Genomic DNA, 14,945 nt, shown 5'->3' on the forward strand with positions numbered 1-14,945 from the left:
TCGTTCCGAACCGCCCGTCCGAATCGCGTCCTTGTGTCTGGCGGGCATAGGCGCCACCAAGAACGGACAACAATGGGCACTTCGGGCGGCGGTGCAATTCGAACTGCTGTGTCGCCATCTAGCCGGCCTGCCGGGTTCCTTCCAGGAACTGACACTCCGTTGGCCACAACTGCCGCTGAGTGCAGTGGAGTCACCGGATTCTCGTCTGCCGTTGCGACGGGACACCGCCCGGAATGACCGTACTTCAGTTCACTGGCGAGCGAGTGTGGCGGCCCTACGACGATGATCCTCTGATCACCCGGGAGATGATCTCGGGGTTGGGCGCGTGCGACCCCGAGGTGCGAAACCGGCTCCTGTGCTACCTGGAGGCCTTGGTCGCGCGCCGCTCGGTTCCCGTACATACGGCGGTGGCCTTCAACGGGGTGTACTTCGGTTACGACATCGCGGCCGGGGGCTACGTCGGTGGGCCTTTGGATATCGGGGACTTCCCCTCGGTCGCACTCGGGGACCGGGTGGGTGCGCTGCCCGTGGGCGCGATGATCAACATCCGGACGGCCGGCGACCTGCTGCCGGCGGAGATCGTCTACAAGGAGGGGGCGCACCCGGCGCTCGGAACCTACGGAGAGACCCCGGCATGGCTCTCCGGCGCGCCGGCCGACGCGCAGGGGCCAGGTCGGCTCACATCAGACCGAGCGACTGACCCCGTGCTTCGGGAGCGGCTGGTGTTCGACACGACGGCGTTCGGGCAGGATCCGGCTCCGACTGCGAACCGGTTGCAGCGACTGCGTCGTCAGGGTAGGACCGACGAGTTCGAGCATCTGGTGGTCGAGTCCCGGTATGCGATGACGGACGCCGCCCTTGGCGACGCCGACTATTACGCGCAGTACCTCGTCACTCATGGCCGGGACCAACTCACCAGTGCGCTGGCGCCGGCGCCGCTTCCGTCGCTCATCGCATCGGGGAGTAGCGAGGACGAACTGTTGGCAGCGGTCAGGGGACTGATGGGTGCCGTGCGGGAGGCCCTGGCGTCACTGGAGGCGGTGCGGGTGTGGGGGGAGTACGTGTTCACCCGCGACTCGATGGCGCAAAGACTCACCGGCGCCGGTTCACTGGGACGTGACGACCTCGGGCGGCTGGCTGAGTCGACCGCGAACCACGCCCTTCCGAAGAGCAGCCGTCGGGCTCAAGCGGGCGGGCCGAAGCCCGTGTACACAGCGATCGGCGCAGTGCTGCGGAGCCGAGCGGAGTGGCGGGACGAGATCCGCGGGACTGCCTACCCGCTGGCCGTCTGTCACACCAACTCGGTGCTGATCGACTACTCGCTGCGCGAGCGTGACGAGGCCACCGACCTGCTGCCGTCGGGGGTGCGGCTGGCTTTGGACGACCGCTGGCAGGGTGGAGGTGTCTGGCGCGCCGCGTACGAGGGGAAGGGCATCGGCACGGGATCGGCGGAGAGCTCGTCTGACAGTGCTCTCGGCCGGGGCTGGGCCGAGTCGTTTCCTCAACCGGCGTTGGGGCGCACCTTCGCGTCAGCGCCGGAACCGGATCTGCCAGAAGCAGACCAAGAGCCGGATCCGGTGTACGGCGAGGGGCCATGGACGGCGGCGGAGGCTGCCTCTGGTTCGTGGCCCGACGACGGTGACCTGGGTTCACCGGTTGTCCTCTCGGTGAACGACGGCCAGGTCGAGTGGGCCCAGCCGCTCCGGCTGGCGCATCTGATGGAGAACTGCCTTCCGCTCCCTCGCCACGTCGCGGGGAAGTTCCGCACTGCCGGCGCCCTGGCTGGTCCGGTGCGGGTGCTGCTGCAGCATGCCGGGCAGGGGCTTGAGTCGGCTGTTGCCCGCCAGGACGCGAGCATGGCCGAGAGCGGACAAGGAAGCTGGCTGATCGGTCTCATCTGGCCGAGGGAGTTCTTTCCCGGGATCTGGCTCTCGTGCACCTGGCAGCGTGGAAGTCGGGTGGTCCACGCGCGGACGATTCTGTTGCCCCACCCCGTCACCATCGATGGCGACCGCGTTGAGCACCGCTACGATCCCGGGGTGTTCACCCGGGATGCGGTGAGTGGCCTGGCGAGGGATGGTGGCAAGGCGGAGGACCGGTCTGACACGCGCTTGCTGATGACCGCAGTCCGCCGGCTCGGCCTGCTCGACCAGTTCGGGCGGGCGATGCTTGCGCGGGCCGACGTTCCGCCTGCACTTGAGGCCGTCATGGATGTCCGCGTCATGACTACAAGTCAAATCAGAATTACCCTGGCCGACCTACTCGCCATCGGGAAACTGACGACCACGCGGGGTAGCCGGGGTTTGGACGGTCGGACGTACTACCCACCCCTGACGGGGCGCCCTCTCGAGGAACTCGTTTGCTACACGCCACATCGCGTCGAGATGCGGGGCGGGCGGCCGGAGCCTGGCCCCGCCCCGGCCGGACCGATCTCTCCAGACCAGCCGGTGCAGGAGCACGGCGTGGCCGGATTTCTCCGCCGCATCGGCCATCTCGGTTACGAAGCGACCGACGAGCAACGCGCGCTCTACCACGCTGATCACCGGAGACTCCGGCTGACCGGCCCGTCCGAACTGCCGGCCGGATTCACCTACGTACGTCCGCACAGGCGAAGCCGCTGATCGTGCCGCCTTGCCGTACGTGCGCTCGCATCACCACCCCTGACAGGAGCCTGCATGACCTTGCCCCGTCAACCGCGAGCTGTCCCGAGCATGGAGAGCAATCCGCCGCTCTTTGACGTCGATCCCCTGAAACCCGAGGGCGCTTCCGCGGAATTGGCCGAGGCCCTTGAGGCGTTTTCCGCAGTCCTCGCCGACATTTGTTCGGGTGAGCCGGGGCCGTTGACGGTCGCGCTTTCTCGGCTCACCGAGGCGGATATCGAGCACTCCCTCAACTCCACCCCGGTGCAGTGGCGTCGCAGTCTCCTGAGCACGCTCAGGATCCCGATCGACGGGGCTCGGGTCAACCGGGCCTTGTGTCGCGACGTGCTGACGCGCATGCAGCGCAGTCCGGATGGGGAGCGTGCCCATCATGCTGCCCATCTGTTGACCCATCCGCTCTTCCATGACGTGGCGTGGGCGGGCTCCAGGCACACCGCAGGCGTATCTGAGGACACCTCACGGCCTCTCACTCACCGTTGGAGCCCTGCTCTGCTGCGGCTCACCGTCTGGTCGTCTCTGGAAGCGAGCGTCGCGCACGCTCCGCTGTGGTCCTGGGCGTTGCAGCAGCCCTGGATCACCGACATGGGGATCCCGGTCAAGGCGGTTCTTGGCGCAGCCCGGCGGGTGGTGGAGCTGGCTCCGGACAGGACCTCCGCCGGTGAAGGTGACGACGAGGAGGGACAGGCGCTGTACGCGCCCGAAGTTCGGTCCGAGGAAACGATCGATTCCGTCGACGCGGCTGTCTCGGAAGCCGGCCCAGCCAGCATGCCCGACACCCCGCAGCTGAACGCCGCATTGCGACGGATTGCCGACGGGCTCGGGGCGGCCGTGGAGCCGGCCCGGCGGACCATGGCGGCCATCACCGAGCAGTCCCGCCCGGCCGATGCGGACCTGGCAGCGTTGGTCGAGGTGGCCACGGCGTTCGACGAGGCAGTTCGTGGCCTGCGTGCGCACGGTGTCGTGGTCACCCCGAATGACCTGGCGAACTGCACCCGGGAGACCGACGTGGTGGTGCGCCGTCTCACTTCGGCACCGCTGCGTGAACGGCTCGGCGATGTAGCCCGATTGACGTGTCGGCCCGGTGACCCGGCACTTGCCCAGGACCTGGAGACCGCCCGCGAGCGAGCGGGCGTCCTGGTGGGCACCGTTGACTGGGGTGCGTCCGAGACGGAGGACGCCGAGGCGCTCAATGCGTTGTTGACCATGGTGGAGCTGCATGCCGTTGGGCGGCAGTCTGCCGAGATCATCGGCTTGTTCCAGACCGCGGCGAAGAGTCGTGGGCTTGCCTACCCAGCCGGTCGGTACCAGGAATTGTTGCTGCATTCTAGTGGTGCGGAAGAGCCAGGGGAGGGCTCGCAGACAGATCCTGAGTCGTCGGCGTCCGGGCACCAAGTACCTGTCGTCGCCACTGAGATCACCTCGGGTGCTGTCACGTCCGTGCGGACCGTTGGAGACCCGGTGGCGACAGGTGGCCGCCACGATGACGACGGCCCGATCGCTGTCGTGACTGGTGCGGAAACGGTGGATGCGGTGGCTACCAGACCGACGTCCGCGGAGTTGCTGCTGAAGGCCCCGGCCGTGCCCGTGCTGGTGAAGGCACCTGTGGCCAGACCTGGTGGCCCGGAGCCGGAACCGGTTCACGCCGCGGCTGTCCCGCAGGCCCGAGGCCCCCGGTCGGACGCGACCGCGGGCACAGCCGAGGATGTGGGCTCGGAGTCCCGCTCGGCCCTTGCCCGACTCATCGCGGCCCAGCGCTACGGCCTGGCCGCCTCGTTGGCTGACAGCCTCGGTGAACCGCAGTACCGGATTACCGCACTTCAAATCGCAGCGTGCGCCGAGGCGGTGCGCTCGCCGAGCAGCGAGAGCATTTCGCGAATCCGTATACCCTGCTCGCCGACCCGAATCTCGGAGACCTCGCCGTGAGTCGGCCCGACGCCGCTTTGGTCACCGCCGCGCTCCTGCAGGCCGTGCTTGTCACGGGCGATCCGGAGGCTGGAGCCGAGCTCGGCAGGATTGCGACCGGGCTACCGTTGAGCCTGGCGCAGGTCGCCGACGAGGTGGCCCAGCGTGCGCTGAAGTCGCTCCTGATGCACTCACCGCCGCTGGCCCTTGCCCGTGACTCGGCTGAGCTGGAGCGAGCTCTGGAGGACGCTCGGGAGGACTGCAAACAGGGGCTCGACCAGATCCCGAGCATCCGCTTCCCACGCGGACAGAAGGTCATTCGCCACTGGTGGGATCCCGAGAAGGGCTTGATCGGGTCCTTGTTGCGGCAGGCTGTCGAGGATGATCGTAGCCGCCTCGACGTGCTGTCTCGGGAGGTGAACGACCTCCGGGAGCCGGCGGTCATCCAGGCCAGGCTGGAACGTGCGGATCGCCAGTTCATGTCGCCTGGTGCCCGTAGCCGCTTGGAGGGGTCGGCCAAGCAGGATCTCCTGCGCCACACGGCCGACCGGCTGGCCATGGTGGACAAGTGGTGCCGACTGGCTCAGACGCTCGGTGCCCGTGAGCTGGGCTGGAGTGCCAACGAGGTTCAGGACATGCGCGCTGCCGTGCTCAGACTCCGGAAGGACGTGCTGCGGGAGGTCCACGAGCAGGCCGTGACTGCGGATTTCGTAGCAGCCGCCACCATGGAGACGACTGTCACTCTGCTCGCCCGGACCTTCGACTTGCTGTCCGGGGAGGCCCGGCTCGACGACACCGAGTTGACTGCGGAGCTGGCCCTGCACGCGGAGCTCCTCAAGGTGCCGGGAGCCGTCGTGGATCCGGCCACGGGCACGGTCCGGTACCCGGAGGTGCCCGCCGCGGAGCTCGTCGGCGCCGGTGGCCGTTCCTGGGAAGAGGCGGTCCGCGTCCAGACGGAGCACGAGCACTTCGCCACCGCACGAACGCTCCTCGACCTCTGGACGAAGCGGGAGCTTCCTGGCCTGGGAGGGCAGAGCCTGCCTCCGGAGGAGTTGGCGGATGTCGTGTCGGAGACCAGCAGGCGGGTCGCGCGGGAACTGCGTGATCGTCGCCAGAGCCTGGAGGAATCCCTTCGACGTGCTCGGGTGGACGGAGCTCTGACGGAGGAGGGTGAGCGTGTGCTTGAGCGCCGGATCCAGGCCGCCGTGCCGGATCCGGACTGCGACCTTGCGGGCGTCAGGAAGGAGCTTGAAGCGCTCTCCGGGGAGCTGAACCGGGCGAGGGCCAGCCACACAGCCGCGCTACGCACCCGGCTCCACGCGATCGACGGACTGCGCCCGGACGACCAGGATCGTGTGGAGCAGCTGATCGACACTGGTGACCTGCTCACCGCCGATGAGCTCATCTCGCACCTGGTGAACGGGGAGAGCATTCCCGACACGCGCACGACGGATCGGAGCCTGGCGGTCTTCTTCCCCGAGGTGCCGACCAGGCTGGCGTCGACGGGTATCTCCCGGGAGCTGATCGAGGCCGTACGCCAGCGGAAGCGATTCCTGGAACTCGAGGCACTCGACTACTCGGGACTGTCGCCCGAGATTGCGGAGCAGACCGCTCAGGCGCTTGCCGGGTGGGCCGACCTGGCGGGCCGCAAGGGCAGCGCGCGTACGCAGGGCGTCCGCGAGAGTGAGTTGCTGGTGCCCGCTCTCCGGCTGATCGGATACAGCAGCACGAAGGGACCGCAGCGCGTCGAACTGCCGCGCTCCGGTAGCTACCGGTTTCTCGATGTTCCCTCGGTCGACTACACCGGTTCGGCGCTGGTGCCCGACTTCGGCTCGGGCTTGCGAGGCAGCCTCCGCGTGATGCTGGTATGGGACCGGCCTTCGGCCGAGACGCTGATGTCCTGGATCCAGCAGGATCCCAATGACGACAGTCTGCTCGTCGTCTACTTCGGCACACTCTCGGTGCGCGATCGCAAGGCGCTCGCGGCACAGGGCGCTCGTAGGAGGCGGGCGATCGTGGTGCTGGACGATGCCGCACTGGCCCACCTCGCGGCCTGTGGCAATCAGCGTCTTGACTCTGCCATGCGGGTCCTGCTGCCGTTCTCTGCGGTCAACCCGTATGTCATGGGCAAACGGGCCCCCGTTTCCGAGGAGATGTTCTTCGGTCGCCGTGAGGAGCTCGCCTCTGTTCAGCATCCCAAGGGCGACCAGGTGGTGTTCGGTGGCCGGGGACTTGGAAAGTCGGCACTGCTGAAGGCGGCCGGGCGCAAGTACCAGGCCCAGATCCCCAGCTCGCGCCTCAGCCTGCTGCTCTCGCTAGACTCGACGTTCACCGGGACCAACGCACCCTCCTCCGCGGTGTGGGACCGGATCGGTCGGCAGTTGGTCGAACGGGACGCCCTGGTCCTGCAACGCAAGGTCAAGGCCGATGCGGTGATGAGCTACCAGCAGGTGCTGACCGGGATGAAGGCGTGGCTTCGTGAGGACTCCAAACGGGGGCTGCTGATCATGCTTGATGAGGCAGACGGCTTTTTCGAGTCCGACTCCCCGCAGTTCACGGAGACCCGTCGGCTGCGCGACCTGGGCGGGGATGCGGATGACCGGGTCAAGGTCGTGTTCGCGGGCCTGCACTCGGTGCAGCGGTTCGCGAAGATCGCGGTCAACAGCCCGTTCAGCCACCTCGCGCAGAGTCCCAGGGTGATCGGTCCACTCCGGCCACAGGATGCCGTGAGCCTGCTTATCGAGCCGCTTGGGGTGCTCGGCTACGAGTTCGAGGATCCCGCCCTGGTGCACCGCATCCTTGGGCATTGTTCGTACCAGCCGTTCCTGCTCCAAATGTTCGGGCACCGATTGGTCCAGGGCATGCACGCCAAGCGGACCGGTGCGGCCTCCGGACCGCCGTACGCCATCACCCGGGCCGACGTGGAGGAGGTCCAGTCGGACCGGGCCCTCAGGGACAGCATTACCGAAGCCTTCCACGACACGCTGCGGCTGGACTCCCGCTACAACGTGATTGCGAACGTCGTGGCACATCACGCCCATCACTACGGGCTGGACGCGGCACTGAACCACGTCGGGCTGCGGGAGGAGTGCACGTACTGGTGGCCGGAAGGCTTCGAGAACCTGGACACGGACCAATTCCGGGCCTACCTCTCGGAGATGGAGGGACTTGGTGTGCTCGCGCCGGATCCCGATCATCGCGGCTGGCACCTGCGCAGCGCCAACGCGTTGAGCAGGATCGGTAACCTGGAGATGGTTGAAGCTGAGCTGCAGCAGGCGTCGCGCCGGAAGGTGGCAGAGCACTTCAGTCAGTTCGAGGCGCGCCACCAGTCACGTGACGGCCACTCGTACTCTCCACTCACCACTAATCAGATCGCCGACGTGCTCCCCGGCAAGGGAAACCAGGCCCGACTGGTGATCGGGAGCGTCGCCACCGGGATTGATCGGGTGAGCGCCGCTCTGCGGGAAGTGGCCGAGACCACGGGGTGGGAGATGCCTCAGGTGTCCAGGTGGTCCGACTACGAGCGCGAGCTCGTCCTGGGCCGGCCCGGCAAGGAGCGGGTCGTTGTGTCGGACCTCACAGTGAAGGGGCCCAACGACGAGAGGTGTCTGGCCACGCTGGAGAACGCGGTTCGACGCGTCCCGGCCGCGTCCGGCGTCACGCGCTCGGCAGTCGTCATTGCGGGGCCCGGCCAGCAGATTGTCTGGGAAGTCGCCCTTGGTAACGGTCAGCAGCACGAGGTCGAGATCGATGCGATCCCGTTGCGCAGGTTCACAACCGACGGGCTTCGCGCCTGGGCCCAGGACAAGGAGGTGTTCAACTCCGAATCACAACTGGAGCGGCTCGGTGAGGGTACCGGCGGTTGGCCCGCCCTGGTGCACCGGTTGTCTGCCGCGCTCGATGAGGGACACAACGGGGAGCAGGTGCTGAGGCAGATCGTTGCGGAGTTGGAGGAGAGTCAGGGGGCGAAGGGGTTCCTGGCAGATGCTGGGCTGTTGCCTGGCACGCCTCAACGGGCTGCCTACCGTGCTGTTCTGGAGTTCATGACTCCGGACGGCATGGCCCTCGACGACCTGCAGGCGGCGATCGAGGCCGGTGCGGAGGACGACTCGGCGGACGTGGCCTGCGCGCTCGTCTTGCTGCGCACCCTCCAGGTCTTCGATGTCGACGCGGATGGCCGACACCACCTCGAACCGGTTTTGAAGGCTTGCTGGGAGAGGGTTCACGGCGACTGACCGCTATCGCGGGTCACCGTACGCACCGTGCGGTGACCCGTTGTCCCGGCGGACGACCTGGTAGGGCCGTGTGTCACCGAGCGAGTCCGACTACCGCCCAAGCTCATCGTGCGAACGGGCAGCCGGTCAGTGTGCTGCTTGACTCAATTTACAGCTGTCGGCCCGGACGGCGCGAGGGCGAGTCTGAGAGGGGTCGCAGGGTGGTGGTGATCACCTTTGAGGGTGGGCGGCGGGTGAAAGTGCAGGTCGGGGGCTTGGGCGAAGCGGGCCGGGGAGGGACCGGCCGAAGGGGCGGGGGCGGGCGAAGCTACCATGTGCGCAACACCCTCAGCTCGAAAGATGGACTTGTGACTGTCAACGACGACGTGTTCACGGACTGGAAGAACCGCGAGGAGATCGCGGAGTCGATGATCCCGATCATCGGGCGACTGCACCGCGAGCGGGACGTGACCGTCCTGCTGCACAGCAGGTCCCTGGTGAACAAGTCGGTGGTCAGCATCCTGAAGACGCACCGCTTCGCCCGCCAGATAGCCGGCGCCGAGCTCTCGGTCACCGAGACGATGCCCTTCCTGAGCGCGCTGACCACCCTGGACCTCGGCCCCTCGCAGATCGACATCGGCATGCTCGCCGCGACCTACCGGGCCGACGACCACGGCCTGTCGGTCGAGGAGTTCACCGCCCAGGCCGTCTCCGGCGCCACCGGCGAGAACAAGCTGGAGCGCCGCGACGCCCGCGACGTCGTCCTCTACGGCTTCGGCCGGATCGGCCGCCTGGTCGCCCGCCTGCTGATCGAGAAGGCCTCCGGCAACGGCCTGCGCCTGAAGGCCATCGTCGTGCGCGACAGCGGCGGCGATGACCTGGTCAAGCGCGCCTCGCTGCTGCGTCGGGACTCGATCCACGGCCAGTTCCAGGGCACGATCACCGTCGACGAGGCGAACAACAAGATCATCGCCAACGGCAACGAGATCACCGTGATCTACTCCGACGACCCGACCAAGGTCGACTACACGGAGTACGGGATCAAGGACGCCATCCTGATCGACAACACCGGCCGCTGGCGCGACCGGGAGGGCCTGTCCAAGCACCTGCGCCCCGGCATCGCCAAGGTCGTGCTGACCGCGCCGGGCAAGGGCGACGTCCCGAACATCGTCCACGGCGTCAACCACGACACGATCAAGCCCGACGAGCAGATCCTGTCCTGCGCCTCCTGCACCACCAACGCCATCGTCCCGCCGCTGAAGGCGATGGACGACGAGTACGGCGTGCTGCGCGCGCACGTGGAGACCGTCCACTCGTTCACCAACGACCAGAACCTGCTGGACAACTACCACAAGGCCGACCGTCGCGGCCGCTCGGCACCGCTCAACATGGTGATCACCGAGACCGGCGCCGCCTCGGCCGTCGCCAAGGCCCTTCCGGACCTCCAGGCGAAGATCACCGGCAGCTCGATCCGCGTCCCCGTGCCGGACGTCTCGATCGCCATCCTCAACCTCCAGCTGGCCCGCGAGACCAACCGCGAGGAGGTCCTCGACTACCTGCGCAACGTCTCGCTGACCTCGCCGCTGAAGCGCCAGATCGACTTCACCGACTCCCCCGACGCGGTCTCCAGCGACTTCATCGGCTCGCGCCACGCCTCGATCGTCGACGCCGGCGCCACCAAGGTCGAGGGCGACAACGCGATCCTCTACCTGTGGTACGACAACGAGTTCGGCTACTCCTGCCAGGTCATCCGGGTCGTCCAGTACGTCTCGGGCGTCGAGTTCCCGACCTACCCGGCCCCGGCGGTCTGATCCTCCGGCAGTTCAGGTAGTTCCGGCAGTTCCGGCGGCGGGGCGGCGACCAGTACGGTCGCCGCCCCGCCGCCGTTCACGCCCCCGCTCCACCCTCGATCGGCCCGAACGGCGGGTTTCCCGAGCGCTCGGCGACTCCGGAGCCGACGGACGACGGCTGCCGACTCCTGCCGTTGCCAGGTGTCTGCCATGTCGTCCCCCCTGCCTTCAGGCCTTGTCCCCGTTCGGACGCTACCGGCCGGGGCAGGGGCGGCAGAGGCCGTTCAGCGGTTGAGCATGCAGAGGCTCCGGTGGTAGTCGATGTACTTCTCGTCGATGGGATGGTCGGGGTGCTGGCGCAGCGGCCCGAGGGGCAGATCGCCGTGGGTCTCCCGAACCACACCCTCGACGTCGATGTAGATCTCCAGGCCGTCGAAGAGCACGTGGTGGTTCGCGCACAGGCACAGCAGGTTGTGCAGCTCGTCGGGCCCGTGGTGGGGCTTCCCCAGGCCGCGGATGTGAGCCGCCTCGCTGTAGGGCTTCTGGTTGGACCGCAGCTGGGTCTCGCAGACCTGACACCTGAAGTCGTGGATCTCCTTCACCCGGCTCACGATGGCGGCCTTCCGGACAGGGCGGGAGGACGTGACATCCCGGCGTGGGGCGGCCCCGGTGGCCCGCTCCGGGGCGGTGGCCGTCGCCGCGTGCTCGTCCTCCAGGGTGTCGTCGAGGCCGTCCGCGGCGGTGTATCCGGTCAGGCCCAGTCGACCGAGCAGGGCTTGCAGGTCGATGTCGTGGAGATAGCGGCTTCGCAGGAGGAGCATCGCCTCCAGGCGGGTGACGGGGTCCTGCAACAGCTCGGCAGCGTCCTGCGACAGGCCGGCCTCCGGCTGCGTGTCGTTGAGGACCCTGACCGAGGGCATGGATCCCGCGTCTTCGCCGACTCCGCGCACCTCCCAGAGGCCGCTTCCCTGAAGGTGCCAGAACGGGTACTCGGGCGTGACCTTGGAGCCGGGGAGCCCGTACTCGGACAGCAGCGGTCCGACCTCGGACCGGAAATCCGACCAGCGTGCCAGCCGCGGTTCACCCGCTGCGATGCGGGCGATCGCCCAGAGCAGGGCGAGCGGCTGGTGGCGGCTGGGCTCCCCTCCGGCGGTGTTGCGGTTGGTCTTGAGACCGCGGAGCCGGTTGAGCAGGTCCGGGCCGGTCAGGGGAGGGGTGTGGGACGCAGAAGGCCGTGTCCGTCCGTGGGGCGGCTGTGGGTGATGCACCGCCGGAAGACGGTGGGCGACGCGTGAGTGGTCCTCGGCCGATCGGAGCGTGAGCATGCGAAGCGGGCGCGGGACCTGGAGTTCGGCCAGGACGTCCAGAGCGGGGACCGGCTGGGAGAACTCTTCGAAGTCGTCGAGCGCCATGATGTGCTCCCAGGTCCTGCCGTTCTCGTCGCTGCCCCAGACAGCACGGGCTATGACCGGGCTGGTGAAGAGCTGGACGACCGTCGCGCGTGCGATGAAGCTGTTTCCCGTGTAGAAGAGGACGCTGTCGCCGACCCGGCGGTCGCGCAGTGCCCGTACCTTCTCGTTGTTGGTCTGAGAGGTCGGCGTCGAGCCCCACAGGCGGGCGACCCCGTCCGGGTACAGGCCGGTGAGCACGTCTGCCTCGGGGCCGACCGAACTCCGGAGATCAGAGATGCGGATACCCTTCCGCATCGACTTGGCGAAGTGCTTCGGGCCCCCGTCCTTGGTGCCTCGAGGCTGGAGGATCAGTTGCGGGGCCTTGGGACTGCGGACAATCGCCTCGGCAGCCGGCCTGAGAAGGTCGTGCTGCCAGATGGCCGGCTGTGCTCCTGCATGCGTCAGATCTTCGAGGCCCATGCCGGGGAGAGTAATAGGAAGATCTGACAGTCGGTTATTGATTAACCGGGGGGCGGGTGGCCAAGCAGTCGATGGCACGCTTCAGACCTGCGTGACGTGCAGTCGTACGGACGCGGAGAGCGCCGCGGACTCACCCGGACCGCACGGGGGCCGGGACGCGGGCGGCGCCGCACGAGCGCGGGGGAGGGCGTGGCGGAACGAGGAATTCGACCGGCTATCTTGATGGGTCACGGACATCGGGAGGGAGTGGGCGATGGGGATGGGGATGGCTGGTCGGAGGGTGGCTGCCGCAGTGGCGGCCGGGGCGTTGGTGGGGGTGCTGGCCGGGTGCTCGGCGGGTTCTGCGGGGAGTTCCGCGGCGGGCTCGGACGCGGCCAAGGGCGCGGCGGGGACGGCGAGCGCGGTGGCGAGCGCGTCGGGTCCGGCGGGCGGTGAGAGCGGTGCAGGGGCTTCGGTCCCGGCGTCGGCTTCGGCGGCGGCGTCTGTGCCCGCTGCCGCGACGGGGGCGGGCGCGGCCTCGGCGTCGGCGGCCGGGGGCGGTGGGGCCGGGGCGTCCGCTCCGCCGGCCGGCGCGGCGACGCCCGGGGCGGATCTGGAGGCGGTGCTGCTGGACGACAAGCTCGTCGGGCAGGTGCTGCCGGACGCGAAGGCGATGGCGGGCTGGGAGGAGGAGAAGCGCAAGGTCGACACCATCGACCACGCCACCACCTGCACCGCGTCGGTGCCGTGCACCGGCAAGCCGCTCAGCGGCTCCGTCCGGTTCTCCTCGGGGGACGTGGTCGCCCGCTTCATCGTCGAGACGCTGCCGAACCGCGACGCCGCCAAGGGCAAGCTCAAGGAGTCCTACGCCTCCTACGGGGCCGGGCCGTTCCGCAAGGTCGACTCCCCGGTGCTGGGCAGCGAGAGCCAGGCCTTCCAGGGCCAGCTGGGCGAGAGCGAGGGCATCGGCATCGTGCTGCGCTCGGGCACCGTCGTCGCCAGTGTGACCACCGAGGGCGGGCCGGCCGACGTGGCTGCCGCCCGGCGGTTCGGGGCGATGCTGGTCAAGCGGATCGAGCAGGCCCAGGCGGGCAGGACCCCGGACGCCGGACTCGGACTGGCCTGACGGCCGCCGCGTACGCGGAGCGAAGCGAAGCCCCGGGCCGAGGAGGCGCCGGGGCCGTTTGCGCTCGGCGTCGGACCGGACGGTGCCGGATCGGACTGCGTCGGAGCGGACGGCGCCGCCGCCCTCGACGTGCCCGCACCCCGTTCGACGTGCCCTCACCTCGGCCGTCGGCCCCGGCCGTCCGCCCCGGTCGGCGGGCCGTGGGGCGGTCCCCGCGCGTGCCGGACCGGGACCGCCCCTGGGCTGGGCAAACGGATGTCGGTCGGCCGTGATATCTACTCATCTGGGGTGGCCGTCGTGCGGCCATGCGAAAGATGCCGATGATGTTCGAGGGGGCCACACATGCCGCTGTTCCGACGCCGCTCCGGCGAGGAGGCCGCGCAGGGCGGGGCGGGCTGGCGCGGGAGGGTGCGACGGGCCGTCGGGTCCGCGCCCGTGGTGGCCGTTGCGGCGCCGCGGCTGGATCCGGCGCTCGGGGACGAGTCGCTGCGCCTGATGCTCGCCCAGGCCGCCGCCGGTGACTGGGCCGCCCTGGGCCCCGCGCTGGCCGCCGTCGGGGACGGCGCCGACCTGACCGGGCGGGTCGGTGCGATCGCCGACGTGCCCCGGGTCGAGGAGTGGACGGCCCGGGCCCTCGCCGACCGGCCCGAGGACACGATGGCGCTGCTGCTGTCCGGCGCCCGGCACGTCACCTGGGCCTGGGAGGCCCGCACCGGCGCCCGGGCGAAGCACGTGTCCGAGCAGCAGTGGAAGGTGTTCCACGAGCGGCTGGACGCCGCCGAGGAGCAGCTGCTGGAGGTCGCCGAGCGCGAGCCGTCCTGGCTCGCCCCCTGGTACTTCCTGCAGATCAGCGCCCGCGGCGCCTCGCTCCCGGCGGAGGTCGCGACCTGCCGCTTCGAGGCCGCCGTGCGCCGTGCTCCCGGGCATCCGGCCTCGCACCGCCAGCGCCTCCAGCAGCTGTGCGCCAAGTGGGGCGGCTCGCACGAGGAGATGCACGCCTTCGCCCGCGCCTCGATGCTCGCGGCGCCGGAGGGCAGCCAGCTCGGCGAGCTGGTCGTGCTGGCGCACCTGGAGCGCTGGCTGGACCTCCCGGACGGCGAGGACCGCGCCTACCTGGCCAGTGCGGAGGTGGTGGCCGACTTGCAGGAGGCGGCCTTCCGTTCCGTGCTGCACCCGGACTTCACGCCGGTCCGCGGCTGGCAGGGTTCCTTCAACGCCTTCGCGATGGCCTTCTCGCTGGCCGGCCAGCGCAAGACCGCGCGCCTGCTGTTCGAGGCCCTGGACGGCGCCGTCACCGAGTCGCCCTGGCACTTCCTGTCCGGTGATCCGCTCAAGGCGTTCGCCTCCCACCGGGACCGCTGCGCCTACTGACGCCCCGGCCCGCCCAGAACCTCCGTCACCCG

At 69.1% G+C, this 14,945-nt stretch carries 7 protein-coding genes; 6 read left to right on the forward strand and 1 reads right to left on the reverse strand.

The window, feature by feature from the left end; all coding sequences use genetic code 11:
- The first annotated feature begins 233 nt into the window (after window positions 1–233).
- The 4 genes from OG556_RS26030 (at window position 234) to OG556_RS26045 (ending at window position 10,587) form a co-directional block, all read left to right on the forward strand.
- Complete coding sequence (locus OG556_RS26030) at window positions 234–2,621, forward strand: hypothetical protein (protein WP_371519920.1); 2,388 nt, start codon at window positions 234–236, stop codon at window positions 2,619–2,621.
- 90 nt (window positions 2,622–2,711) lie between these two features.
- Window positions 2,712–4,583, forward strand: a complete 1,872-nt coding sequence (locus OG556_RS26035) for a hypothetical protein (protein ID WP_371519923.1) — start codon at window positions 2,712–2,714, stop codon at window positions 4,581–4,583.
- On the forward strand, window positions 4,490–8,797 hold the full coding sequence (locus tag OG556_RS26040; protein WP_371519926.1) for a hypothetical protein: 4,308 nt from the start codon (window positions 4,490–4,492) through the stop codon (window positions 8,795–8,797). Before OG556_RS26035 ends, OG556_RS26040 begins: the two co-directional genes overlap by 94 nt.
- Before the next feature lie 347 nt (window positions 8,798–9,144).
- On the forward strand, window positions 9,145–10,587 hold the full coding sequence (locus OG556_RS26045; RefSeq protein ID WP_371519929.1) for a glyceraldehyde-3-phosphate dehydrogenase: 1,443 nt from the start codon (window positions 9,145–9,147) through the stop codon (window positions 10,585–10,587).
- Between the two features lie 263 nt (window positions 10,588–10,850).
- On the opposite strand, the gene OG556_RS26050 is transcribed toward OG556_RS26045, so the two are convergent.
- Window positions 10,851–12,215: an HNH endonuclease gene (locus OG556_RS26050; RefSeq protein ID WP_371519933.1), complete on the reverse strand. Its 1,365-nt coding sequence runs from the start codon at window positions 12,213–12,215 to the stop codon at window positions 10,851–10,853.
- Between the two features lie 706 nt (window positions 12,216–12,921).
- Between OG556_RS26050 and OG556_RS26055 the strand changes: the two genes are divergently transcribed.
- Together OG556_RS26055 and OG556_RS26060 are read left to right on the forward strand one after the other, a co-directional pair.
- On the forward strand, window positions 12,922–13,542 hold the full coding sequence (locus OG556_RS26055) for a hypothetical protein (RefSeq protein WP_371519936.1): 621 nt from the start codon (window positions 12,922–12,924) through the stop codon (window positions 13,540–13,542).
- A 342-nt stretch (window positions 13,543–13,884) separates the two neighbouring features.
- Window positions 13,885–14,913 (forward strand): hypothetical protein, encoded by a 1,029-nt coding sequence (locus OG556_RS26060; RefSeq protein ID WP_371519939.1) that lies wholly within the window; start codon window positions 13,885–13,887, stop codon window positions 14,911–14,913.
- The last annotated feature ends 32 nt before the right edge of the window (window positions 14,914–14,945 follow it).

Source organism: Kitasatospora sp. NBC_01300 (assembly GCF_041435235.1).
Classification (GTDB): domain Bacteria; phylum Actinomycetota; class Actinomycetes; order Streptomycetales; family Streptomycetaceae; genus Kitasatospora.

Bases quoted from the DNA above. Each gene is read 5' to 3' on its own strand.
- OG556_RS26030 (WP_371519920.1), top strand. From the start codon at position 234: ATGACCGTACTTCAGTTCACTGGCGAGCGAGTGTGGCGGCCCTACGAC.
- OG556_RS26035 (WP_371519923.1), top strand. From the start codon at position 2,712: ATGGAGAGCAATCCGCCGCTCTTTGACGTCGATCCCCTGAAACCCGAG.
- OG556_RS26060 (WP_371519939.1), top strand. From the start codon at position 13,885: ATGCCGCTGTTCCGACGCCGCTCCGGCGAGGAGGCCGCGCAGGGCGGG.